We start from the raw sequence: 22820 nt of genomic DNA on the forward strand, positions 1-22820 counted from the left end.
CGCCTCCCCTCTCAGATTTCCTCGCGCAGCCCGGTATGCACCGTCGGATGCGCGAGCCGCACGCGCAGCTCGCGCTTGAGCCGCGTGTTGTCGAGCCGGCGCGATTCGCCCATGAAGCTCAGCAGTTGCAGCGGCAGCTGGCGCTCGGCCTCCTCGCGCGCCACCCGCGGCGGGCGCGGCATGCCGTAGAGGTCGGCCGCGAGGTCGATGTAGTCGCCCATGCGCAGCTCGGTGTCGTCCGAGGCATGCACGATGCGCTGCGGCCGGCCGCGGAACAGCGCCGCGATGCAGGCGCGCGCGAGGTCGTCGGCATGGATGTGGCTGGTGTAGACGTCGTCCTCGCGCCGCAGCACCGGCGTGCCGCGCTGCAGCCGCTGGCGCGGCGTGCCGCCTTCGCGGTCGGGCGCGTAGATGCCCGGGATGCGCAGGATGCTGGCGCGCACGCCCGTGCTGCGGCCGAACCAGCGCACGGCGCGCTCGGCATCGACGCGCCGATGGCTGCGCGGCGTGTCGGGGCGCACGGCGCGGGTCTCGCTCACGCGCGCGCCACCGCAATCGCCATAGACGCCGCTGGTCGAGCCGTAGACCAGCGCATCGGGCAGCGCGCGCAGCCGCAGCGCGCGCACCAGCGCGGCGGTGCGCTGGTCGCGCCACCAGGCCGAGCCGCTGTCGCGCGGCGGCGGCGCCAGGTGCAGCACGCGCGTGCCCAGGGCCGACAGGCGCCGCAGGGTCTTCGGATCGTCGAGATTGCCGATCAGCGGCCGGATGCCCGCGGCGCGCAAAGCGCTCACGCGCTCGGCCGAGGAGGTGAGCGCCACCAGCGACACGCGCCCGCGCAGATCGCGCGCCACGCGCTGGCCGACGTCGCCGCAGCCGACGATCAGGAGACGCGTCCGGCGGAAGCGCGCCGGCAGCGCGCCGGAGGGGCTATGGATTGAAGGCAAAATTCGGGTTCCCTTTTCTTTTTCAGCCCCCATGTAACGGGCTGATCCAAGCCGAAGAATACCGATGACTGTTGCAGCGCCGCATGAGGCGGGCTTTTCCATCACCGTCGAACCCAGCGGCCGCCATTTCGCGGCGCAAGGCGACGAAACCATCCTCGCTGCCGGCATCCGCCAGGGCATCGGCCTGCCCTATGGCTGCAAGGACGGCGCCTGCGGCTCGTGCAAGTGCCGCAAGCTCTCGGGCGAGGTCGAGCTCGGCCCGCACCAGAGCAAGGCCCTGAGCGCGGAGGAACAGCTCGCGGGTTTCGTGCTGACCTGCTGCGCCCGCGCGCGCAGCGACGTGGTGCTCGAATCGCGCCAGGTGACCGAGGCCGGCGCCCATCCGATCCGCAAGATGCCGGTGCGGGTGCTCGCACTCGCGCGCAAGTCGCACGACGTGATGCAGCTGCGCCTGCAGCTGCCGGCCGGCGAGCCGCTGCAGTTCTACGCGGGGCAGTACGTGGAATTCATCCTGCGCGACGGCGCGCGCCGCAGCTACTCGATGGCCAATGCGCCGCACACGCTGGGCGAGCCGGGCACGGGCATCGAGCTGCACCTGCGCCACCTGCCGGGCGGCAAGTTCACCGACCACGTGTTCCTCACCATGAAGGAAAAGGAGATCCTGCGCATCGAGGGCCCCTACGGCAGCTTCTTCCTGCGCGAGGACTCGGACAAGCCGCTGATCCTGCTGGCCTCGGGCACCGGCTTCGCGCCGATCAAGGCGCTGCTCGAACACATGAAGTTCAAGGCCATCGACCGCCCCGCCACGCTCTACTGGGGCGGCCGCCGGCCCGAGGACCTCTACATGGACGACTGGGTGCGCGAGCAGCTCGCGCAGATGCCGAACCTGCGCTACGTGCCGGTGATCTCCAACGCCACGCCCGAGGACAACTGGACCGGCCGCACCGGCTTCGTCCATGCCGCCGTGCTGGAAGACTTCGCCGACCTCTCGGGCCACCAGGTCTATGCCTGCGGCGCGCCGATCGTGGTGGACTCGGCCAAGCGCGACTACGTGGCGCTCGCGGGCCTGCCCGAGGAAGAGTTCTTCGCCGACGCTTTCACCACCGAGGCCGACAAGGCACTGCCCTGAAGCTGGCGGCCCGGCGCGCCGGCTAGGGATAGCCACGCTGCGGCCGCCGCGCGGCGCGCCGACAATCCGGGGCATGACAACCCGCAAGACCTTCCTCGCCACCCTCGCCCTCTCCACGCTCGCCCTGGCCACCGGCGCCCCCGCCCTGGCCCAGCAGCAGCGGCCGATCCGCCTCGTCGTGCCCTATGCGGCCGGCGGCCCCATCGACGTGACGGCGCGCGCGCTGGCCGAACGCGTGCGCGACACGCTCGGCGGCCCGGTGATCATCGACAACAAGCCCGGCGCGGGCGGCAACATCGGCGCCGACATCGTCGCCAAGGCCGCGCCCGATGGCCTGACCATCGGCATCGCCGCCACCGCCACCAACGCGGTAAACCCCTGGCTCTACAGCAAGATGCCCTTCAACGCGGCGACCGACTTCGCGCCGATCACGCAGATGGTCCGCGTGCCCAACGTGCTGGTGATGAACGCGGAGACCGCGCAGCGCCTGAAGATCGCCACGCTCAAGGACCTGATCGCCTACGCCCGGGCCAACCCCGGCAAGCTCAACTACGGCAGCGGCGGCAACGGCAGCGCCGGCCATCTCGCGGGCGAGATGTTCAAGAAGGCCGCCGGCATCTTCGCGGTGCACATCCCCTACAACGGCGGCAACCCGGCGCAGTTGGCGCTGGTGTCGGGCCAGGTCGACTTCAACTTCGACAACCTCGCCACCGCCGCGCCCAACATCCGCTCGGGCAAGCTCAAGGCGATCGCCGTGACCACCCTGCAGCGCAGCAGCGCCCTGCCCGAGGTGCCGCCGGTGTCGGACACGCTCAAGGACTTCTCGATCGACACCTGGTGGGGCCTGGTCGCACCGGCCCACACGCCGCCGGACGTGATCGCCAAGCTCAACCATGCCTTCGTCGACGCGCTGAACGCGCCGGAGACGAAGTCGCGCTTCGCGCTGCTGCTGGCCGAGCCGGTGGCCAGCACGCCCGCGCAGTTCGGCGCCTTCATGAAGAGCGAACTCGGCAAGTACGAGCAGGTGGTGAAGGCCACGGGCGCGAAGGTCGACTGAGCTCGCACCCACAAGACAAAGGGCGGCCGGTGCCTCGCACCGCCGCCCTTTTTTTGCGTGGCCTCGAAAGGCCAGCCGTGCCGCTTACTCGCCCAGGTACGCCGCGCGCACCTTCGGATCGCTGAGCAGGCCCTTGGCATCGCCCGACATGGTGATCAGGCCCGACTCCATCACGTAGCCGCGGTCGGCCAGCTGCAGCGCGCGGTTGGCATTCTGCTCGACCAGCAGGATGGTCACGCCCTGCGCGGCAACGGCCTGCACCACCTCGAAGATCTTGTCGCACATGATCGGCGACAGGCCCATGGTGGGTTCGTCGAGCAGCAGCACCTTGGGGCGTGCCATCAATGCGCGGCCCATGGCCAGCATCTGCTGCTCGCCGCCCGACATCGTGCCGGCCAGCTGGTCCTTGCGCTCGCGCAGCCGCGGGAAGGTCACGAAGACGCGCTCCATGTCGCTCGCGATGCCGGCCTTGTCCTTGCGGATGTAGGCGCCGATCTGCAGGTTCTCGGTGATCGTCATGCGCGTGAACACGCCGCGGCCCTCGGGCACCATCACCAGGCCCTCGCCCACCAGGTCCCAGGCGCCGCGGCCCTTGATGCTGCGGCCCAGGAACTCGATGTCGCCCGCGCCCGCGGGCAGCGTGCCGGTGATCGCCTTCATGGTGGTGGTCTTGCCGGCGCCGTTGGAGCCGATCAGCGAGACCAGCTCGCCCTCGCGCACCTCGAAGTCCACGCCCTTGACGGCCTGGATGCCGCCGTAGCCGACCTTCAGGCCGCTGACCTTGAGCAACACCTTGCCCGCGGCCTTGCGTTGCGAAGCGCCCGCCGCGACTTCCTCTTGGGTTTGCACTGCTGCGCTCATCTCAATGTCCTCCGGTGCCGAGGTAAGCCTCGATCACCTTTTCGTTCTTCTGTACATCCGCCGGCGTGCCTTCGGCGATCTGCTTGCCGTAGTCGAGCACCGTGACGCGGTCGCACAGGCCCATGATCAGCTTCACGTCGTGTTCGATGATCAGGATGGTGCGGTCGTCGCGGCGGATGCGGTCGATCAGCTCGCGCAGCTGGACCTTCTCGGTCATGTTCATGCCGGCCGCGGGCTCGTCGAGCGCGATGAGCTGCGGGTCGGTGGCCAGGGCGCGCGCGATCTCGAGGCGGCGCTGGTCGCCGTAGCTCAGCGTGCGCGCCTTGTAGTCGGCGAACTTGCCGATGCCCACGTAGTCGAGCAACTCCTGCGCGCGCTGGGCAATGGCCTTCTCCTCGGCCTTGAAGGCGCCGGTGCGCAGCATCGCGCCGACCACGCCGGAGCGGGTGCGGATGTGGCGACCGACCATCACGTTCTCGAGCGCCGTCATCTCGGCGAACAGGCGGATGTTCTGGAAGGTGCGCGCGATGCCGGCCTTGGCCACCTCGTGCACGGCCGTGGGCTGGTAGGGCTTGCCGGCGAGCTCGAAGCTGCCGCTGTCGGGCGTGTACAGGCCGGTGATGACGTTGAAGAAGGTGGTCTTGCCGGCGCCGTTGGGGCCGATCAGGCCATAGACCTGGCCGCGCTGGATGGTGATGCCGACGTCCGAGAGGGCCTGCAGGCCGCCGAAGCGCTTGGAGATGCCGCGGACGTTGAGGATGGTGTCTGCCGTGCTCATGGGATGCGTCTCCTGGCTCACGGATTGATCGACATGGAACGCGACGCGCCACCGGGCACTTCGTCGGCCGGCGAATCGACGCCGGGCGCGTGGGTCTGCAGCGAGCCGGGCGCGACCGCAGCATGGGCCGGGTCGACCGCCGCGGCGCCCTTGCGCTGCAGCGTCTTGCCATGCTCGGGCGAGGGCCACAGGCCGCGCGGGCGCACCAGCATGATGACGATCATGGCCAGCGCGATGAACAGCTGGCGCAGGATGGAGGCGTCGAGGCGGCCGTCGGTCAGCGCCTGCAGCGGGCCGGCGACGTAGCGCAGCACCTCGGGCAGGGCCGCCAGCAGCACGGCGCCCAGGATCACGCCGGGCAGGTGGCCGATGCCGCCGAGCACGACCATGGCGACGATCATCACCGACTCCATGAGGCTGAACGACTCGGGCGAGACGAAGCCCTGGAAGGCCGCGAACATCGCGCCCGACACGCCGCCGAAGCTCGCGCCCATGCCGAAGGCCAGCAGCTTCATGTTGCGGGTGTTGATGCCCATCGCCTTGGCGGCGATCTCGTCCTCGCGGATGGCCATCCAGGCGCGGCCGATGCGCGAGACCTGCAGGCGGTGCGAGATCACGATGGTGACCACCACCAGCGCGAGGAACAGGTAGTAGTACAGCGTGACCGAGGAGATGGTGAAGCCGTCGAACTTCAGCGCCTTGCCCAGGTCGAGGCCCCAGAACTTGATCGAGTCGATCGAGGTGATGCCCTTGGGACCGTTCGTGATGTTGATCGGCTGGTCGAGGTTGTTCAGGAACACGCGGATGATTTCGCCGAAGCCAAGCGTCACGATCGCGAGGTAGTCGCCGCGCAGCTTCAGCGTGGGCGCGCCCAGCAGCACGCCGAGCAGCGCGGCCAGCACGAAGGCCAGCGGTATCACGATCAGCAGCGAGGTGTGCATGCCGTTCGGGAAGGTGGCCTTGAACCACTCGAAGGTCTCGGACAGGTGGCCCGAGCCCATGAGCGCGAACAGGTAGGCACCGACCGCGAAGAAGGCGACGTAGCCCAGGTCGAGCAGGCCGGCGTAGCCGACCACGATGTTCAGGCCCAGTGCCAACAGCACGTAGAGCAGTGCGATGTCGGCGATGCGCACCCAGGCATTGCCCTGGCTTTGCAGCAGCAGCGGCAGCGCGAGCACGGCGATGACGCCGACCAGGTAGAGCGCGAGGTTCTTGCTGTTCTTCATGATGGCAAGTTCCTTCAGGCGCGGTCGGCCACACGTTCGCCGAGCAGGCCGGCGGGGCGCAGCGTGAGCATCACGATCAGCACGATGAACGCGAAGATGTCGCTGTAGTTGCTGCCGAGCACGCCACCCGTGAGGGTGCCGATGTAGCCCGAGCCGATGGCTTCGATGAGCCCCAGCAGGAGGCCGCCGACGACCGCTCCCGCGAGGTTGCCGATGCCGCCGAACACGGCCGCGGTGAAGGCCTTGAGGCCGGGCAGGAAGCCCATCGCGTGCTGCGCGATGCCGTAGTTGGAGGCGTACATGACGCCCGCGATGGCCGCGAGCACGGCACCGATGATGAAGGTGGCCGAGATGACCATGTCGGGGCGGATGCCCATCAGCGCGGCCACGCGCGGGTTCTCGGCGGTGGCGCGCATCGCGCGGCCGAGCTTCGTGTAATTGACCAGCCACATGAGGATGGCCAGCGAGACCGCGGTGACGCCGAGGATCATCACCTGCGTCGGCGAGATGACGGCGCCGGCGATGTGGATGGGGTCCGAGGGCAGCAGCGTCGGGTAGGCCTTGTTGGTGGGCTTCCAGATGATCATCGCCAGCGTCTGCAGCAGGATCGACATGCCGATGGCGGTGATCAGCGGTGCGAGCTTGGGCGAGTTGCGCAGCGGCCGGTAGGCCACTTTCTCGATCACGAAGTTCAGCGTGGCGGCGACGACGCACGCGATGACCAGCGCGATGATCAATATCAGCCAGCCCGGCGTGCCGGGCATCGACGACTGCATGAGCCCGATGATGGACCAGCTCGTGAGCGCCCCCACCATGAGCACTTCACCGTGCGCGAAATTGATCAGATTGATGATGCCGTACACCATGGTGTAGCCCAAGGCTATCAAGGCGTACATGCTGCCGAGAACCAGACCGTTGATGATCTGCTGCAGCAAGATGTCCATAAAGAAGATTCCTCTGTGTTGCACCGTTGCGGGGTGCCATTCACCCACCGTGGCACCGGTTTGGCGCCTTGGCTTGACAAGCAAAAAACCAGCCAGCATGTGGTGGCTGCCGATTTAGTGGGCGGGATTGTAGTCACGGGCCAGCGCCGATTTGGTGCGCATCGACGGGGGTTTACCCGCTGACGTCATGCGCTTTGCGCTTGTATCCATGCACGCCTTGCGTGCACGCCGCAAGGGCGTATCAGTCGCCCTGTTCGGCGTTCCGGCGGCGCAGTTCGCGCAGCTTCTCGCCGATGCGGATCTCGAGTCCGCGATCGACCGGTTCGTAGAAGACCTGACCCTGCAGGCCATCGGGCAGGTACTGCTCGCCGGCCGCGAAACCGCCCTCCTCGTCGTGCGCGTAGCGATAGCCCTTGCCGTAGTCGAGCTCCTTCATGAGCTTGGTCGGGGCATTGCGCAGATGCATGGGCACGGGCCGCGTGCTGTCCTTCTTGACCAGCGCGCGCACCGCGTTGTAGGCCGTGTAGACCGCGTTCGACTTGGGCGCCATCGCGAGGTAGACCACGCACTGGGCCAGCGCGAGTTCGCCCTCGGGCGTGCCCAGGCGCTCGTAGACCTCGGCCGCGTCGAGCGCGAGCCGCAGCGCGCGCGGATCGGCCAGGCCGATGTCCTCGCTCGCCATGCGCACCAGCCGGCGTGCCATGTAGCGCGGATCGGCGCCACCATCGAGCATGCGCACGAACCAGTAGAGCGCGGCATCTGGATCGCTGCCGCGCACCGACTTGTGCAGCGCGCTGATGGTGTCGTAGAACTGCTCGCCGCCCTTGTCGTAGCGCCGCATGCGCTCGCCGAGCACGCGCAGCAGCCATTCGTCGCCGATGGCCTCGAGCTTCTCGGCGCGTGCCGCGACGGCCAGCGTTTCGAGCGTGTTGAGCAGCCGGCGCGCATCACCGTCGGCATAGGCGATCAGGCGCTCGAGCGCGGCGTCCTCGATGGCGGGCAATGCGTCGATGGCCTGCGCCTTCGCGACGATCTGCTTGAGGTCGGCTTCGCCGAGCGACTGCAGCACATACACGGCGGCCCGCGAGAGCAGCGCCGAGTTGACCTCGAACGACGGGTTCTCGGTGGTGGCGCCGATGAAGGTGAAGAGGCCCGACTCGACGTGCGGCAGGAAGGCGTCCTGCTGGCTCTTGTTGAAGCGATGCACTTCGTCGACGAAGACGATGGTGCGCCGCTGCTCGAGCCCGTCGCGCGCAGCGGTCGCGCGCTCGACCGCCTCGCGGATGTCCTTCACGCCGCCGAGCACCGCGCTGATGCTCAGGAACTGCGCATCGAAGGCATCGGCCATCAGGCGCGCGATGGTGGTCTTGCCGGTGCCCGGCGGGCCCCAGAGGATGCACGAGTGCGGCTGGCCCGACTCGAAGGCGATGCGCAGCGCCATGCCGGGTCCGAGCAGGTGCTGCTGGCCGATGACTTCGCCGAGCGTGCGCGGACGCAGGCGCTCGGCCAGGGGTTGATGCGAGCTGACGGCCAAGGACGAAACGTTCGGGTGAGAGGGTGGATTACTGCTTGACGACGTCCGCGCCGGTGGGCACCTTGAAGTCGAAGGTGGCGGCGGGCAGCGCGGGATTGACCTCGACCTTGCTGAACTTGAGCACAGAGCGCTGGCCGAAGCTGTCGAGGATCTCGAGCGCCGCGAGCGCGTCGCCCTGGAAGCCGACCTGCACGTTCTGCAGCTGGCCATCCTTGTTCTTCGGCGTGGCCTTGACCCATTGCAGGCCGTCGCGCTCGGGCACCGCCTCGAGCGCGAAGTCGGCCTGCAGCGCACGCAGGTCGGGCGCGGCGGCGATCAGGGCCGCGGGCGTCGAGCCCAAAGCCTGTGCCTGCGCGCGCTGCGTGACCTGGTTGAGGTCGGCGTCGTAGAGCCACAGCGTCTTGCCGTCGGCCACGATGCTTTGCGCGAAAGGCTTCTTGTAGTCGAACTTGAAGCGACCGGGCCGCTGGAATTCGAAGGTGCCGCTCGAGGTCTTGACGCGGCCGGCCTGGCCGTCGCGCGGCGGCGCGGTCACGGTCTGGGTGAAGTCGGCGCGGCCGGACTTGGCGGACTTGACGAAAGCCTCGAGGCTTTCCATGCCGCCGGCCCATGCATGGGCACCGCACGCGAGGAGAAGGCCCGCGAGGAGCCAGGGACGAGTCTTCATTCTTTCAAACCTTCGAAGCTGAACACCGCATCGACCTTACCCCGGCGGCCATGGCCGTCCTTGTAGGGCTTGATGAAGATTTGCAATGGGCAGCGAGCTTGTGCAAGCCGTATCTCAACACGTAACGGAACGGACACGGGATCGCGTGGGCGCGCCTATTCGGCGCGCGCGGGCACGAGGATCTCGCGCTGGCCGCTGCCGCTCATGGCGCTCACCAGGCCGGCCTTCTCCATGTCCTCGACCAGCCGCGCCGCGCGGTTGTAGCCGATCTTCAGGTGGCGCTGCACCAGCGAGATGCTGGCCTTGCGGTTCTTGAGCACCACCTCGACCGCCTGGTCGTACATCGGGTCCTTCTCGCTGTCGCCACCGCCGCCGAGCACGTCGCCGTCACCGTCGCCGTCGACCGTGCCGCCTTCGAGCACGCCCTCGATGTAGTCGGGCTCACCCTGGCTCTTCAGATAGGCCACCACGCGGTGCACTTCCTCGTCGCTCACGAAGGCACCGTGCACGCGCACCGGCAGGCCGGTGCCGCTGGGCATGTAGAGCATGTCGCCCATGCCGAGCAGCGCCTCGGCGCCCATCTGGTCGAGGATGGTGCGGCTGTCGATCTTGCTCGAGACCTGGAACGCAATGCGGGTCGGGATGTTGGCCTTGATGAGGCCGGTGATCACGTCGACGCTGGGCCGCTGCGTGGCCAGGATCAAGTGGATGCCGGCGGCGCGCGCCTTCTGCGCGAGGCGGGCGATCAGCTCCTCGATCTTCTTGCCGACCACCATCATCAGGTCGGCCAGCTCGTCGATCACCACCACGATGTGCGGCTCGCGGCGCAGCGGCTCGGGGTCGTCGGGCGTGAGGCTGAAGGGGTTGTAGATGAACTCCTCGCGCGCCTTGGCCTCGTCGATCTTGGTGTTGTAGCCCGCGAGGTTGCGCACGCCGAGCTTGCTCATGAGCTTGTAGCGGCGCTCCATCTCGGCCACGCACCAATTGAGGCCGTGCGCGGCCTGGCGCATGTCGGTGACCACGGGCGCGAGCAGGTGCGGGATGCCTTCGTAGACCGACATTTCCAGCATCTTGGGGTCGATCATGAGCAGGCGCACGTCGCGCGCCTCGGCCTTGTAGAGCAGGCTCAGGATCATCGCGTTGATACCCACCGACTTGCCCGAACCGGTGGTACCGGCCACCAGCACGTGCGGCATCTTCGCGAGGTCGGCGACCACGGGGTTGCCGATGATGTCCTTGCCCAGGCCCATCGTGAGCATCGACTTGCCCTCGTTGTAGACCTGCGAGCCGAGGATCTCGCTGAGCTTGATCGACTGGCGCTTGGCGTTCGGCAGTTCGAGCGCCATGTAGTTCTTGCCCGGGATGGTCTCGACCACGCGGATCGACACCAGCGAAAGCGAGCGCGCGAGGTCCTTCGCGAGGTTGACGATCTGCGAGCCCTTGACGCCGGTGGCGGGCTCGATCTCGTAGCGCGTGATGACCGGGCCGGGCGAGGCGAGCACGACGCGCACCTCGACGCCGAAGTCCTTGAGCTTCTTCTCGATCATGCGCGAGGTCATCTCGAGCGTGTCGGAGGAGACGGTCTCCTGGCGCGCCTGCGCGGCATCGAGCAGGTCGACCTGCGGCAGCTTGTTGTCGGGCAGTTCCTTGAACAGCGGCTTCTGGCGCTCCTTGGCGACGCGGTCGCTCTTGGGCACCTCGGTCATCGCGGGCTCGATCTGCACCGGCGGCGACGCGGGGCGGCGCTTGGCGCGCGGCTCGATGCGCAGGTCGTCCATGTCGGGCACGGCGGTGGACTGATGCTCGCCATCGATCGAGGGCTCGACGGCGCCGCGCGGCACATAGGCCGGCTCGTCGTCGACCTCGGCGCGGCGCTCGCGCACGGCCTTCTTGCCCAGTGCGATGTCGGCGGCGACCTCGCGCTTCTCGCGCCGCGATTCGAACAGCGAATACACGCGCGCGCCGATGCGCTCGGCAATCTGGCTCCACGAGAAACGGAACACCAGCGCCGAACCGATCACGCCGCCGGCGATGGCCACCAGCGCCGAACCCGTGAAGCCCATCCAGCGCACGCTCGCGGGACCGACCAGCAGGCCGATGGCGCCGCCGCCCGAGCCGGGCAGGTGCGACTCGAGCCGGTACAGGCGCGACCACTCGAGCATGGTGCTCGCGCACAGCAGCAGCACGAGCCCGAACCAGAAGGCCAGGCGACTGCGGTTGAAGCGGCCGCGCGGCGCGGGATCGCCCTGGGGGCCCTCCTCGCCGCCGCGCATCCAGCTCGCGAGCGAGGACAGCCAGGCGCGCAGCCCGGCTGCCAGGCACCACCAGACCGAGTAGCCGGCCAGGAAGTAGCTGCCGTCGGCCACCCAGGCGCCGATGCGGCCGCCCCAGTTCTTGATCTCGCCGCCGGTGCCCGAGGTCGACCAGGCCGCATCGGAGGGCGTGAAGCTCAGCATGGCGAGCAGCCAGAACAACAGCGCCGCGAAACCGGCGATCAGGGTGATCTCGTGGGCGAAGCGCATGGCCCGCACACGCACGGGCGCACCTTCGCCGGCCGTGGAAGAGTGAAGCGTATTGAGCGAATAGGTCATGAAATACTGGCGGCCAGACCGGCGGGACGCGGGTCTGGCGGCACGAACACTACAACGAAAAGGGCCGCGGCTATTCTGCCGCGTCCACGGGCCGCGGCAGTTTCGCTCACACCTTCTTTCACGCCTTCGCGCCGGCTCAGGCCAGCGACAGCAGGCGCTCCTTGACGATCATCGAGCCGTCCTCGAGGGTCTGCACGAAACCGCGCTCCTCGAGATCCTTCATCACGCGGCTCACCATCTCGCGCGAGGCGCCGACCATCTTTGCGAGGTCCTGGCGCGAGATCTTCTCGCGCACCTTGAGGTTGCCGGCGCCGTCATCGACCGCGAACTCGAGCAGCGAGCGCGCGACGCGGCCGTAGACGTCCATCAGCGCGAGCGACTCGATCTTGCGGTCGGCATGGCGCAGGCGCTGCACCAGGCCGCGCATGATGTTGTAGGCCATCGAGGAGTTCTCGGGCAGGCAGCGCGCGAAGGCTTCGCGGCCCAGCATCAGCACGTCGCACTGGATCTCGGTGCGTACCGTGGCCGAATGCGGCTCGTCGTCGATCAGGCTCATCTCGCCCAGATAGTCGCCGGGATGCAGCGTGGCGAGGATGACCTCGCGGCCGCGGCTGTCGGCACTGGTCACGCGCGCTCGCCCGGTCAGGATGATGTAGAGCGCATCGGACTTCTTGCCCTGCTCGACCACGACCTCCGCGCGCTTGAAGCGCTTCTTGATGATCGCATCCGCAATGCTTGCGGACTGCGAAGGAGTCAGCGACGCGAACAGCGGAACGCGCCGGAGCAATTCAAGGTTGGACAGCATCGACATTCATTCAATCCCTGGTACCGCGCGCTCCTGCGGTCGGGCCATCGGCGCGCCGATGGATTACTACAATCGCGCGCATTGAAAACACCGTGCACTCGGTGGTTGATCCGAGCGGCGATACTCCCCATGTATCGCTACCACCCTCAAAATGTACACGCTGAATCAGCGCAATTCCTAGGTTTTTACGCACCATGTCCGCTTCCCAACATGCCAAGGTTTTAATTCTGGGCTCAGGTCCCGCCGGTTATACGGCTGCCGTTTATGCGGCGCGTGCAAATCTTCAGCCTTTGCTGATTACCGGCATGGCCCAGGGCGGGCAATTGATGACGACCACCGAGGTCGACAATTGGCCGGCCGATGTGCATGGCGTGCAGGGGCCCGACCTCATGCAGCGTTTCCTGGAGCACGCCGAGCGCTTCAAGACGCAGATCGTGTTCGACCACATCAACAAGGTCGACCTGAGCAAGCGCCCCTTCACGCTCACCGGCGACAGCGGCACCTACACCTGCGACGCGCTCGTGATCGCCACCGGTGCGTCGGCCAAGTACCTGGGCCTCGAATCCGAACAGAAGTTCATGGGCCGCGGCGTGTCGGGTTGCGCCACCTGCGACGGATTCTTCTATCGCGAGCAGGAAGTCTGCGTGATCGGCGGCGGCAATACGGCGGTCGAGGAAGCGCTTTATCTTTCGAATATCGCCAAAAAAGTAACGCTGGTGCATCGCCGCGACAAATTCCGCGCGGAACCCATCCTGATCGACAAGCTTCATGAAAAAGAAGCCGAGGGAAAAATCGAGTTGAAAGTACACAATACGCTCGACGAAGTTCTGGGCGACGATTCCGGCGTGACCGGCATCCGCATCAAGAACACGCAGACCGGCGCGACCGAACAGATCGACCTCCAGGGCTGCTTCATCGCGATCGGCCACCACCCGAACACGGACATCTTCCAGGGCCAGGTCGACATGAAGGATGGCTACATCGTCACGCGTTCGGGCCTGCAGGGCTTCGCCACCATGACCAGCGTGCCGGGCGTGTTCGCCGCCGGCGACGTGCAGGATCACATCTACCGCCAGGCCATCACCAGCGCCGGCACGGGCTGCATGGCCGCGCTCGATGCGCAGCGCTTCCTGGAGCAGGACGGCACGCTCTGAGTCGCCAGGCTCCTCGACGAGGCGGGCCTTGCGCCCGCCTTTTTCATGGCCCCGCCTTCGGTTTCCCTGCCGGTCCGCCAAAAGGGCTATAATCCAAGGCTTTGCCGAAATCGCACCCTCCTGGGTGCCAGCGGCAATCCGGGGTACCGCCACCCGTTTCTGGCGAGGTCAAGCTGCAAAACACCCTCGGCCACTGCCGTCGAGCCGGTGCCAGCTGTTCAAGAAAGAGTGTCCTCATGGCACGCGTATGTGAAGTCACGGGCAAGGGCCCGATGGTGGGAAACAACGTTTCTCACGCCAACAACAAAACCAAGCGCCGGTTCCTGCCGAACCTGCAATACCGTCGTTTCTGGGTCGAAACGGAAAACCGCTGGGTTCGCCTGCGTGTTTCGAGCGCTGCCCTGCGCCTGATCGACAAGAACGGCATCGACGCCGTGCTCGCAGACCTGCGTGCACGCGGCCAAGCTTAAGGAGCTGAATCATGGCAACGAGCAAAGGCGGACGCGAAAAGATCAAGCTGGAATCCACCGCGGGTACCGGCCACTTCTACACGACCAGCAAGAACAAGAAGACGATGCCTGAAAAGATGTCGATCATGAAGTTCGACCCCAAGGCACGCAAGCACGTCGAATACAAGGAAATCAAGCTGAAGTAATTCAGCCTGAATTCTTTCTAAAAAGCCCGCAGCGCAAGCCGCGGGCTTTTTTATTTGTCTGGAATTTCGATCAACGGGCAAATGCGACGGGCACAAAAAAGCCGGCCACGAGGCCGGCTTTTCGACGAGAGAAAAGGCTCCCTCAGGCGCGTGCCGAGCGCAGCCGCGTCGAGAACTCGCGCAGGCCCGCAATGCCGCTGGCTTCCGCGCGATGGCACCAGGCCGCCAGGTCGGCCGCCAGTTGCTCGCGCGAGTGCGAGGTGTTGAGCCAGAGCTGGCGCAGTTCTTCGCGCATGGTCGCCATCTTGTCGAGCACCGGGTGGGCGGCACGGGCCTGCACCACGTGCGAGCGGGCCGAGGCGGGCACCTTGTCGTCGTCGCGGTGCATCCAGCGCTTGGCGGCCTTCAGCGCCGAGAGGTCGGCGCCCTTGCTCTTGAGCGCGGCGATTTCCTCCTGCGTGGCGCGGCGCATCTCGCGCGCGAAACCGGCCATCACTTCGTAGCGATTGGCGATCACGGCCTCGAGCGTCTTCTCGTTGGCCACGGGCTGGATGTCGCCGATCAGCATCTTCGGCGGCACCTTCTTGACCTTGGCCCAACCGATCTTCTGCATCATCTGGATGTAGATCCAGCCAATGTCGAACTCGTACTTCTTGACCGAGAACTTGGCCGAGGTCGGGTAGGTGTGGTGGTTGTTGTGCAGCTCTTCGCCGCCGATGATCAGGCCCCAGGGCATGATGTTGCGGCTGGCGTCGGGCGCCTCGAAGTTGCGGTAGCCCCAGTAGTGGCCGATGCCGTTGATGATGCCGGCGGCGGTGATCGGGATCCACAGCATCTGGACCGCCCACACGGCCATGCCGAGCGTGCCGAACAGCGCCAGGTTGAGCACCAGCATCAGGCCCACGCCCTGCCAGCTGTAGCGCGAATACAGGTTGCGCTCGATCCAGTCGTCGGGCGTGCCGTGACCGTAGCGCTCCATCGTTTCCTTGTTCTTCGACTCCGCGCGGTAGAGCTCGGCGCCGCGCCAGAGCACTTCCTCGATGCCCTTGACCTGCGGGCTGTGCGGATCTTCCTCGCTCTCGCACTTGGCGTGGTGCTTGCGGTGGATCGCGACCCACTCCTTCGTCACCATGCCGGTGCCGATCCAGAGCCAGAAACGGAAGAAATGCGACGGGATCGGACCGAGGTCCATCGCCCGGTGCGTTTGCGTCCGGTGCAGGAAGATCGTCACGGCGGCGATCGTGATGTGCGTGGTGACGAGCGTGTACAGCACGATCTGCCACCAGGTGAGATCCCACAGGCCGTTTCCGAGCCAGTCGATGGCCGCGCTCAGGATGGCGGAGTCAGGAAGCAACATTGAGTCAGGTACTCCATAACCGCACGAAGGTGCGGCTTCCAGGTAACTCGCAATTTTAAAGCCGGGGGTCAGGAATCACTCACCTTTCACCCCATGGTTTGCGCAGATTTACCCTAACTTTGGAGCCCCGTACCTATTTGCGGTTCCACACGGCGGCAAAGAAACCGTCGGTGGCGTGCAGATGGGGCCACAGGCGCAGGTAACGCCGTCCGTCGGCGCCGCCCGCGACCAGGCTGTCGCCCTGCTCCACCTTGAGGCCCTGCAGCAGTTCCGCCGCGTCCACGGGCACGAAATCGGGATTCGCGGCGCCGAAAGCCTCCGCGATGGCCTCGTTCTCCTCGGGCAGCACGCTGCAGGTGGCGTAGACCAGCCGCCCGCCCGACTTCACGAGCCGGGCCGCGCTCTGCAGGATCGCCGCCTGCTTCACGGTCAGTTCTTCCACCGATTGGGCCGATTGGCGCCATTTGAGGTCCGGATTGCGCCGCAGCGTCCCGAGCCCCGAGCACGGCGCGTCGACCAGCACGCGGTCGATCTTGCCCGCCAGCCGCTTCACCCGGTCGTCGCGCTCGTGCGCGATGGCGGCGGGATGCACGTTCGAGAGCTTGCTGCGCGCCAGCCGGGGCTTGAGCGCGTCGAGGCGGTGCGCCGAGGTGTCGAAGGCGTACAGCCGCCCGGTGTTGCGCATGCCCGCGCCGATCGCGAGCGTCTTGCCGCCGGCGCCCGCGCAGAAATCGACCACCATCTCGCCGCGCTTGGCATCCAGCAGCAGCGCCAGCAGCTGCGAACCCTCGTCCTGCACCTCGATGGCGCCGCGCACGAAGGCATCGAGCTTGGTCAGCGCGGGCTTGCCTTCGAGGCGCAGGCCCCAGGGCGAATACGGTGTTGCTTCCGATTTGATAGCAGCCTTGGCAAGCTCCGCCTTCACATCGGCTCGCTTGTCGTGCAAGGAATTGACGCGCAGGTCGAGCGGCGCCGGCTGCTGCAGGCTCCGGACCAGCGGCCAGAAGCCGTCGCCGAGCTGGCTCTTGAGCGGCGCCACCAGCCATTCGGGCAGGTTGTGACGATGGCGTTCGAGCAGGTCGGCCTCGCTGACCGCGTCGCAGTTGTCGAGCCAGCGCTTCTCGGTGTCGTTGAGCGCGCTCTTGAGGAAGTCGCGCGGGCCGTGGAAGCCCAGGATCGCCATCCGGCGCTCCTTCGGGCCGCTGCCCGAGGGCGAGAGGTGATCGAACAGCAGCTTCTTGCGCAGCACGGTGTAGACCGTCTCGGCCAGGGTGGCGCGCTCGCGCGGACCGAACTCGCGGTGGTCGCGGAAGAAGCGCGAAACCACCTGGTCGGCGGGATGATCGAATTTCAGGACCAGGCCGACCAGATCGGCGGTGGCCTCCAACAGGGCTTTGGGGTGCATGCCCCGATTGTCTCAGCCGCCGTCGCCTCAGGCGCCGCGCGTCCAGACCGGACCGAAAGCCTGCCGCTCGATGTCCGCCAAGGTCGGCGAATGCCCGGCCCACAGCACCAGGGCCACGCCGGGCAGGCTCAGGGTCTGCTCGAGCTGGCGGCACAGCTGCCAGCGCTCCTCGTCGTCCAGGCCCGGCAGCTCGACGAAGACGACGAAGGCGCGCCGCCACGGAAACTCGCGCAGGTTCTTGCGCACCAGCCAGGCGCGCGACACCGGCAGGTTGCGCACGAGGTCGGCCCGCAGCTCGTCGAGTTCGTGTTCGTTGAGGTCGTGCCGGCCGATCTGGGCGAAGCACGGCGTCTCGGTCAGTTCCTCCCAGGCGCGCGCCTCGGCCTCCTCGGCCTCCTTCAGGCGGCCGCGCCAGTGCTTGAGGCCCGCCTCGTCGTGCGGGCCGGCATCGGGGTTCTCGAGCACCGCCACCGCATTGCGCGCCGCCCACCAGCGGCTGGCGGAGCCCGATTCGTGCAGCCGCTCGAGCACCGCGAGCCGCGCCTCGCGCTCGGTCGGCGGAATCATCTGCGCCAGGCCGCGCAAGGCACCCGGATGCTCGGGCGCGATCCGCAGCGCGCGCTCGTAGTGCTCGCGCACCGGCGCCGAGGTGTCGAGGCGGCGCTCGGCATCGGCCCACTCGACCCACTCGTCGGGCGTGTTGCGCTCGCCGCGCGCCGCCAGCACGGCGATGCGCTCGCGGATGCGCGAGCGGTGCGCGTGATGCTGCTTCCAGTCGGCGGCATGGGCCTGGCGCCACTGGGCGTCGAAGTGCGCGATCCAGCGCGGGCCGTCGACCAGCATCTCGAGCGCCGGCCGCTTCGACCAGGCCGGCACCGTCGCCTTCTGGCGCAGCGCCTCGAGCCGGTCGCGCAGCACCGGATGGGTGTCTTCCAGGTCGCTGACGCGGCGCATCGCCTCGCGCAGCGCCTGTCGCGCGAACTCCGGCCCCGGCGGCGTCGCGACGCATTCGCGCAGCCCCGCGAAGGGCCCCGGCGGCAGCGGCTCGCGCTCGGCCCGGGCCCAGTGCCAGGGCCAGAACTCGTTCGCGTACCAGCTGGCCTTGATCGAGATCTCGGTCAGCGCCGCGGCCGCCACCGAGGTGCCGAGCAGCCGGCCCGAGATGCGGTCGGCCTCGTACTCGTCCTGCCGCGCGAGCGCGAAGGTCTTGGCCGCGAAGCGCGGGAAATACCAGCGGAAGAAGGCCTGCGAGACGATCGCCATCACGCCTTCGTTGCGCTGCAGGTTGGCATCGAGCTTGAGCCACGACAGCCGCGTGCGGTAGATCCAGGCGCTGAGCTTGCCGTGGTTGCCGCGCAGGTGGCCGTACTCGTGCGCGAGCACCGACAGCAGCCGCCGCCGGTCGAGCATCATCAGGAGCGGCAGCCCGATGCTCAGCGAATTGACCGCGCCGCCGAAGAGCCCGAAGCGCGGCACCTGGCGGATGCTGGCGTTGAAATCGTCGTCGAGGTAGACATGGTGGACCGGCGGCCCCTTGATCTTGCCGCGGATGCGGTCGAGCGCCTCGAACAGCTGGGGCGCGTCCTCGCGCGAGAGCTCCAGGCCGTGCGGCTCGTCGAAGCGCACCCACAGCGCCCGCATGGTGGCCCACAGCAGGCCCAGGCCGAACAGCAGCAGCCAGCCGCGCGAGACGCTGAACCCGCCGTCGCCGAGCGACACGGCGACCCAGACGATCAGCCCCATCGCCAGTCCGAGACAGGCCAGCACCCACAGATAGCCCAGCGCCGCGAACGCCGCCACGCCGCGGCGGTAACGCGCGCTGTCCTCCGCGCTGGCATGCTCGCTCAGCCGGACGAGGTGGACAAAATCAGCGCGATCCATTCCAGTACTTCCGCCGGCCCCGGCATGCCTGCCGGCGGCCCCGACTCCTGACAAAGAAAGAAACGACCCCGTGACCGACGACGACCTGCCGCCCCTGATCGAAACCCCGCCGGGCCGCTACCGCCACTACAAGGGCGGGGAATACGAGGTGCTGGGCACCGTGCGCCACAGCGAGACCCTGGAACCGATGACGCTCTACCGCGCGCTCTACGGCGCCCGGGGCCTGTGGGTACGTCCGGCCGCGATGTTCGGGGAAACCGTGGACATCGATGGCCGGCCGCAGCCGCGCTTCGCGCGGATCGACGGCTGAAGCGGCACGGACCGCTCAGCCGCAGCGGACGTCGGTCACCCGGTTGCGGGCATCGACGTCGAGGTTCAGGCGCCCGCCATCGAGTTCGGTGGTCGCGGCATCGCCGGGCTTGAGCACGCGCACCGTGCCGGCGCCCGCGCGCACCTTGGCGGCGGCTTCGAGCTGCGGCGTGAGCTGCTGGCCCACGGCGAAACGGGCACCGTCGGCTCCGCACTGGAACACCGGGGCGGGCGGCGGCGCCGGCGCGGCGGGCGGCGGCGGGGCCGGAGCGGCACAGCCTGCCATCAGGGCGGCACCGGCGATCGTGGACAGTAGCGATTGGGTTTTCACTGCGACTCCCGAAAACCCGCGAATATAAACAAGTTCTTTACGGATTGTGTCCTGATGTATCCATCAGCCACTGGGCGATGGCGCGTGGATACAACTGGTGCTCCTGCGCGAGCACCCGGCCGGCGAGCGCCGCCGCCGTGTCGTCGGGCAGCACCGGCACCACGGCCTGGGCCAGGATCGGGCCATGGTCGAGTTCGGTCGTGACCTGGTGCACCGTGACGCCCGCCACCTTGCAGCCCGCATCGATCGCTCGCTGGTGGGTGTGCAGGCCCGGAAACGCCGGCAGCAGCGAGGGATGGATGTTCACCAGCCGCCCGGCATAGCGCTCGACGAAACCGGGCGTCAGGATGCGCATGAAGCCCGCGAGCACCACCAGTGCCGGTGCGTGCGCGTCGACCGCCGCGGCGAGCGCCTGGTCGAAGGCTTCGCGGCTCTCGAAATCCTTGTGCGGCACCACCGCGGTCGCGATGCCCTGCGCCCGGGCCAGCGCCAGGCCGCCCGCCTCCGCCTTGTTGCTGACGACGGCGGCGACGCGGGCGCCGAAACGCTCGGCCCAGCGGTCGCGCGCCGCGGCGCGCACGATGGCCTCCATGTTGGAGCCGCCGCCGGAGATCAGGATCACGATGTTCTTCATGGGAGGCGGGATTATCCGTGCCCGCGCACGGCGCTTTTTCCGGCCCCGCCCCTTGCCGCGCCAGGTCCGCGCACCCAGACTTGTCGCCGCGCGGACAGCAATTTGCAGCACGACCGTGCTAAAACTCATGGCTCCGGAGACACGCCGCGTCTGCGGTGCACCGACGATCAACACAGCGAGGCACGCATGGATTTGAGCTTCACGCCCGAAGAACAGCAGTTCCGCGAAGAGATTCGCGCATGGGTCAAAGAAAACCTTCCCAAGGAAATCTCCACCAAGGTCCACAACGCGCTGGAACTCACGCGCGACGATATGCAGACCTGGGCCAAGATCCTCGGCAAAAAGGGCTGGCTGGGCTACGGCTGGCCCAAGGAATTCGGCGGTCCCGGCTGGACCGCCGTGCAGCGCCACCTGTTCGAGGAAGAGACCGCGCTGGCCGGCGCGCCGCGCATCGTGCCCTTCGGCCCGGTGATGGTGGCCCCGGTCATCATGGCCTTCGGCAGCCCCGAGCAGCAGAAGCGCTTCCTGCCCGGCATCGCCAGCGGCGAGGTCTGGTGGAGCCAGGGCTACAGCGAACCGGGCTCGGGCTCCGACCTCGCCTCGCTCAAGACCAAGGCCGAACGCCAGGGCGACAAGTACATCGTCAACGGCCAGAAGACCTGGACCACGCTCGGCCAGTACGGCGACTGGATGTTCAACCTCGTGCGCACCAGCAGCGAGGGCAAGCCCCAGACCGGCATCAGCTTCCTGCTGCTCGACATGAAGTCGCCCGGCGTCACCGTGCGCCCGATCAAGCTGCTCGACGGCGGCCATGAAGTCAACGAGGTGTTCTTCGACAACGTCGAGGTGCCGGCCGAGAACCTGATCGGCGAGGAGAACAAGGGCTGGACCTACGCCAAGCACCTGCTCTCGCACGAGCGCACCAACATCGCCGACGTCAACCGCGCCAAGCGCGAGCTCGAGCGCCTCAAGCGCATCGCGAAGACCGAGGGCGTGTACGACGACGCGCGCTTCCGCGACGAGATCGCCAGGCTCGAGGTCGACATCGTCGCGCTCGAGATGATGGTGCTGCGCGTGCTGTCGGCCGCCACCTCGGGCAAGAACTCGCTCGACGTGGCCGGCCTGCTCAAGATCCGCGGCAGCGAGATCCAGCAGCGCTACAGCGAACTGATGATGCTCGCGGGCGGCCCGTATGCGCTGCCGCTGATCCGCGAAGCCATGGCCGCCGGCTGGCAGGGCAACTTCCCGGGCGGCAACCCGGCGCTCGCGCCGCTGTCGTCGACCTTCTTCAACATGCGCAAGACCACCATCTACGGCGGCTCGAACGAAGTGCAACGCAACATCGTCGCGCAGACGGTGCTGGGCTGAGGAGACAAAGACATGGATTTCAATTTCACCGACGACCAGGAACAACTGCGCGACGCCGTCCGCAAATGGGTCGACAAGGGCTATGACTTCGAGCGCCGCCGCGGCATCGAGGCCAAGGGCGGCTTCTCGCGCGAGGCCTGGGACGAACTGGCCGAGCTCGGCCTCGGCGGCCTCTACATTTCCGAGGACGACGGCGGCCTGGGCATGGGCCCGGTGGCCGGCATGGTCGTGATGGAAGAGCTGGGCCGCGGCATCGTGCTCGAGCCCTTCGCGCAGACGCTGATCGCGGGCGCCGTGCTCGGCGGCTACGCTGGCGACGCGCTCAAGAAGGCCTGGCTGCCGCGCATCGCGGGTGGCGAGGCCATCGTGGTGCTGGCCTACCAGGAACGCAAGGCGCGCTATCGCCTCGACGTCTGCGACGCCAAGGCCGTGAAGGCCGGCGAGGGCTGGAGCCTGACCGGTGCCAAGAGCCTGGTGGCCATCGGCGACCAGGCCGATGCCTACCTCGTGCCCGCCCAGGCCGACGGCAAGATCGCCCTGTTCCTGGTCGAGCGCAGCGCCAGCGGCGTGGAAGCACGCGGCTACGGCACGCAGGACGGCAGCCGCGCCGCCGAGGTGGTGTTCGACAAGGCCGACGCCACGCTGGTCACGGCCGATGGCCTCGCGGCCCTCGAATACGCGGTCGACGTCGGCATCGCCGCCACCTGCGCCGAAGCGGTGGGCGTGCTCGACAAGACGCTGGACGTGACGGTCGACTACATGAACCAGCGCAAGCAGTTCGGCGTGGTCATCTCGAGCTTCCAGGCGCTGCGCCACCGCGTCGCCGACATGAAGATGCAGCTCGAGCTCGCGCGCTCGATGAGCTACTACGCCACGCTGAAGCTCAACGCCCCCGCGGCCGAGCGGCGCCAGGCGCTGGCGCGCGCCAAGTACCAGCTCGGCGTGTCGATGCGCTTCGTGGGCCAGAACTCGGTGCAGCTGCATGGCGGCATCGGCGTGACCGACGAATACATCGGCAGCCACTACTTCCGCAAGCTCACGCAGCTCGAGATGAGCTTCGGCGACAGCTTCCACCACCTGGGCGAGGTGTCGGCGCGCATGCAGGACACGGCCGGCGTCTTCGCCTGACGCCGCTTTTCTCTTAGCATCCAGCGCCCGCCCGCCTTCGCGCCGGCGGGCGTTTTTCATTC

The 22820-nt window shown here is 67.7% G+C and carries 22 protein-coding genes; 8 read left to right on the top strand and 14 right to left on the bottom strand.

Translation table 11 applies throughout. The features are described from left to right. Positions 1-11 precede the first annotated feature (11 nt). Positions 12-944 carry an SDR family oxidoreductase gene (locus tag ACODT0_RS37820; protein WP_057595013.1) on the bottom strand — a complete coding sequence of 311 codons (933 nt, stop codon included), beginning with the start codon at positions 942-944 and terminating at the stop codon, positions 12-14. Between the two features lie 64 nt (positions 945-1008). Here ACODT0_RS37820 and ACODT0_RS37825 point away from each other — a divergent pair, with 64 nt between their 5' ends. Next, a complete protein-coding gene (locus tag ACODT0_RS37825; protein WP_261215677.1) occupies positions 1009-2073 on the top strand; it encodes a CDP-6-deoxy-delta-3,4-glucoseen reductase in 1065 nt (354 codons plus the stop codon). Positions 2074-2146: 73 nt separating this feature from the next. After that, positions 2147-3130 carry a Bug family tripartite tricarboxylate transporter substrate binding protein gene (locus ACODT0_RS37830; RefSeq protein WP_209547380.1) on the top strand — a complete coding sequence of 328 codons (984 nt, stop codon included), beginning with the start codon at positions 2147-2149 and terminating at the stop codon, positions 3128-3130. A gap of 84 nt (positions 3131-3214) precedes the next feature. On the opposite strand, the gene ACODT0_RS37835 is transcribed toward ACODT0_RS37830, so the two are convergent. The 8 genes from ACODT0_RS37835 to ACODT0_RS37870 all read right to left on the bottom strand — a co-directional run bounded on the left by ACODT0_RS37835 (position 3215) and on the right by ACODT0_RS37870 (position 12542). Beyond that, positions 3215-3991, bottom strand: a complete 777-nt coding sequence (locus tag ACODT0_RS37835; RefSeq protein ID WP_057595015.1) for an ABC transporter ATP-binding protein — start codon at positions 3989-3991, stop codon at positions 3215-3217. A 1-nt stretch (position 3992) separates the two neighbouring features. Next, positions 3993-4769, bottom strand: a complete 777-nt coding sequence (locus ACODT0_RS37840; protein WP_057595043.1) for an ABC transporter ATP-binding protein — start codon at positions 4767-4769, stop codon at positions 3993-3995. Positions 4770-4786: 17 nt separating this feature from the next. After that, the gene (locus ACODT0_RS37845; RefSeq protein ID WP_296740943.1) at positions 4787-5995 is read right to left on the bottom strand and encodes a branched-chain amino acid ABC transporter permease; all 1209 of its coding nucleotides are present in this window, start codon (positions 5993-5995) and stop codon (positions 4787-4789) included. 14 nt (positions 5996-6009) lie between these two features. Further along, positions 6010-6939, bottom strand: coding sequence for a branched-chain amino acid ABC transporter permease (locus ACODT0_RS37850; protein ID WP_057595017.1), 930 nt, complete (start codon positions 6937-6939; stop codon positions 6010-6012). Between the two features lie 241 nt (positions 6940-7180). Beyond that, complete coding sequence (locus ACODT0_RS37855; protein ID WP_057595018.1) at positions 7181-8473, bottom strand: replication-associated recombination protein A; 1293 nt, start codon at positions 8471-8473, stop codon at positions 7181-7183. Positions 8474-8501: 28 nt separating this feature from the next. Beyond that, entirely contained in the window at positions 8502-9140 is a 639-nt protein-coding gene (gene lolA, locus ACODT0_RS37860) for an outer membrane lipoprotein periplasmic chaperone LolA (protein WP_057595019.1), read from the bottom strand. Between the two features lie 155 nt (positions 9141-9295). Beyond that, positions 9296-11731, bottom strand: coding sequence for a DNA translocase FtsK (locus ACODT0_RS37865; RefSeq protein ID WP_489043653.1), 2436 nt, complete (start codon positions 11729-11731; stop codon positions 9296-9298). A 136-nt stretch (positions 11732-11867) separates the two neighbouring features. Beyond that, a complete protein-coding gene (locus tag ACODT0_RS37870) occupies positions 11868-12542 on the bottom strand; it encodes a Crp/Fnr family transcriptional regulator (RefSeq protein ID WP_057595021.1) in 675 nt (224 codons plus the stop codon). A gap of 188 nt (positions 12543-12730) precedes the next feature. Between ACODT0_RS37870 and trxB the strand changes: the two genes are divergently transcribed. The 3 genes from trxB to rpmG all read left to right on the top strand — a co-directional run bounded on the left by trxB (position 12731) and on the right by rpmG (position 14345). Then, positions 12731-13690 (top strand): thioredoxin-disulfide reductase, encoded by a 960-nt coding sequence (gene trxB / locus ACODT0_RS37875; protein ID WP_489043654.1) that lies wholly within the window; start codon positions 12731-12733, stop codon positions 13688-13690. Between the two features lie 236 nt (positions 13691-13926). Continuing rightward, positions 13927-14160, top strand: coding sequence for a 50S ribosomal protein L28 (gene rpmB, locus ACODT0_RS37880; protein WP_028251282.1), 234 nt, complete (start codon positions 13927-13929; stop codon positions 14158-14160). Between the two features lie 11 nt (positions 14161-14171). Next, entirely contained in the window at positions 14172-14345 is a 174-nt protein-coding gene (rpmG, locus tag ACODT0_RS37885) for a 50S ribosomal protein L33 (RefSeq protein WP_007830291.1), read from the top strand. 142 nt (positions 14346-14487) lie between these two features. Here rpmG and ACODT0_RS37890 read toward each other — a convergent pair whose 3' ends face one another. The 3 genes from ACODT0_RS37890 to ACODT0_RS37900 form a co-directional block, all read right to left on the bottom strand. Then, positions 14488-15702 (bottom strand): DesA family fatty acid desaturase, encoded by a 1215-nt coding sequence (locus ACODT0_RS37890; RefSeq protein WP_057595023.1) that lies wholly within the window; start codon positions 15700-15702, stop codon positions 14488-14490. Between the two features lie 133 nt (positions 15703-15835). Further along, complete coding sequence (locus ACODT0_RS37895; protein ID WP_057595024.1) at positions 15836-17107, bottom strand: RsmB/NOP family class I SAM-dependent RNA methyltransferase; 1272 nt, start codon at positions 17105-17107, stop codon at positions 15836-15838. 27 nt (positions 17108-17134) lie between these two features. After that, a complete protein-coding gene (locus tag ACODT0_RS37900) occupies positions 17135-18988 on the bottom strand; it encodes a M48 family metalloprotease (protein ID WP_489043655.1) in 1854 nt (617 codons plus the stop codon). Between the two features lie 70 nt (positions 18989-19058). Here ACODT0_RS37900 and ACODT0_RS37905 point away from each other — a divergent pair, with 70 nt between their 5' ends. After that, entirely contained in the window at positions 19059-19298 is a 240-nt protein-coding gene (locus ACODT0_RS37905; protein WP_057595026.1) for a DUF1653 domain-containing protein, read from the top strand. 15 nt (positions 19299-19313) lie between these two features. Here the strand turns inward: ACODT0_RS37905 and ACODT0_RS37910 are convergent, their stop codons facing one another. After that, positions 19314-19628 carry an I78 family peptidase inhibitor gene (locus ACODT0_RS37910; RefSeq protein ID WP_209547375.1) on the bottom strand — a complete coding sequence of 105 codons (315 nt, stop codon included), beginning with the start codon at positions 19626-19628 and terminating at the stop codon, positions 19314-19316. Between the two features lie 37 nt (positions 19629-19665). Next, entirely contained in the window at positions 19666-20262 is a 597-nt protein-coding gene (purN, locus tag ACODT0_RS37915) for a phosphoribosylglycinamide formyltransferase (RefSeq protein WP_413762682.1), read from the bottom strand. Between the two features lie 186 nt (positions 20263-20448). Here purN and ACODT0_RS37920 point away from each other — a divergent pair, with 186 nt between their 5' ends. Both ACODT0_RS37920 and ACODT0_RS37925 read left to right on the top strand, forming a co-directional pair. Then, positions 20449-21630 (top strand): acyl-CoA dehydrogenase family protein, encoded by a 1182-nt coding sequence (locus ACODT0_RS37920; RefSeq protein WP_057595029.1) that lies wholly within the window; start codon positions 20449-20451, stop codon positions 21628-21630. Between the two features lie 12 nt (positions 21631-21642). Then, entirely contained in the window at positions 21643-22758 is a 1116-nt protein-coding gene (locus ACODT0_RS37925) for an acyl-CoA dehydrogenase family protein (protein ID WP_057595030.1), read from the top strand. Positions 22759-22820 lie beyond the last annotated feature (62 nt).

The organism is Variovorax sp. FG153 (genome assembly GCF_057809595.1).

Excerpts from the sequence above, each read along its gene's own strand:
- ACODT0_RS37925 (WP_057595030.1), top strand. The coding sequence starts at position 21,643 with ATGGATTTCAATTTCACCGACGACCAGGAACAACTGCGCGACGCCGTC.
- ACODT0_RS37920 (WP_057595029.1), top strand. The coding sequence starts at position 20,449 with ATGGATTTGAGCTTCACGCCCGAAGAACAGCAGTTCCGCGAAGAGATT.
- ACODT0_RS37830 (WP_209547380.1), top strand. The coding sequence starts at position 2,147 with ATGACAACCCGCAAGACCTTCCTCGCCACCCTCGCCCTCTCCACGCTC.
- purN (WP_413762682.1), bottom strand. The coding sequence starts at position 20,262 with ATGAAGAACATCGTGATCCTGATCTCCGGCGGCGGCTCCAACATGGAG.
- ACODT0_RS37865 (WP_489043653.1), bottom strand. The coding sequence starts at position 11,731 with ATGACCTATTCGCTCAATACGCTTCACTCTTCCACGGCCGGCGAAGGT.
- ACODT0_RS37900 (WP_489043655.1), bottom strand. The coding sequence starts at position 18,988 with ATGGATCGCGCTGATTTTGTCCACCTCGTCCGGCTGAGCGAGCATGCC.
- ACODT0_RS37870 (WP_057595021.1), bottom strand. The coding sequence starts at position 12,542 with ATGTCGATGCTGTCCAACCTTGAATTGCTCCGGCGCGTTCCGCTGTTC.
- ACODT0_RS37850 (WP_057595017.1), bottom strand. The coding sequence starts at position 6,939 with ATGGACATCTTGCTGCAGCAGATCATCAACGGTCTGGTTCTCGGCAGC.
- ACODT0_RS37890 (WP_057595023.1), bottom strand. The coding sequence starts at position 15,702 with ATGTTGCTTCCTGACTCCGCCATCCTGAGCGCGGCCATCGACTGGCTC.
- rpmG (WP_007830291.1), top strand. The coding sequence starts at position 14,172 with ATGGCAACGAGCAAAGGCGGACGCGAAAAGATCAAGCTGGAATCCACC.
- ACODT0_RS37835 (WP_057595015.1), bottom strand. The coding sequence starts at position 3,991 with ATGAGCGCAGCAGTGCAAACCCAAGAGGAAGTCGCGGCGGGCGCTTCG.
- rpmB (WP_028251282.1), top strand. The coding sequence starts at position 13,927 with ATGGCACGCGTATGTGAAGTCACGGGCAAGGGCCCGATGGTGGGAAAC.
- ACODT0_RS37840 (WP_057595043.1), bottom strand. The coding sequence starts at position 4,769 with ATGAGCACGGCAGACACCATCCTCAACGTCCGCGGCATCTCCAAGCGC.
- lolA (WP_057595019.1), bottom strand. The coding sequence starts at position 9,140 with ATGAAGACTCGTCCCTGGCTCCTCGCGGGCCTTCTCCTCGCGTGCGGT.
- trxB (WP_489043654.1), top strand. The coding sequence starts at position 12,731 with ATGTCCGCTTCCCAACATGCCAAGGTTTTAATTCTGGGCTCAGGTCCC.
- ACODT0_RS37895 (WP_057595024.1), bottom strand. The coding sequence starts at position 17,107 with ATGCACCCCAAAGCCCTGTTGGAGGCCACCGCCGATCTGGTCGGCCTG.
- ACODT0_RS37845 (WP_296740943.1), bottom strand. The coding sequence starts at position 5,995 with ATGAAGAACAGCAAGAACCTCGCGCTCTACCTGGTCGGCGTCATCGCC.
- ACODT0_RS37825 (WP_261215677.1), top strand. The coding sequence starts at position 1,009 with ATGACTGTTGCAGCGCCGCATGAGGCGGGCTTTTCCATCACCGTCGAA.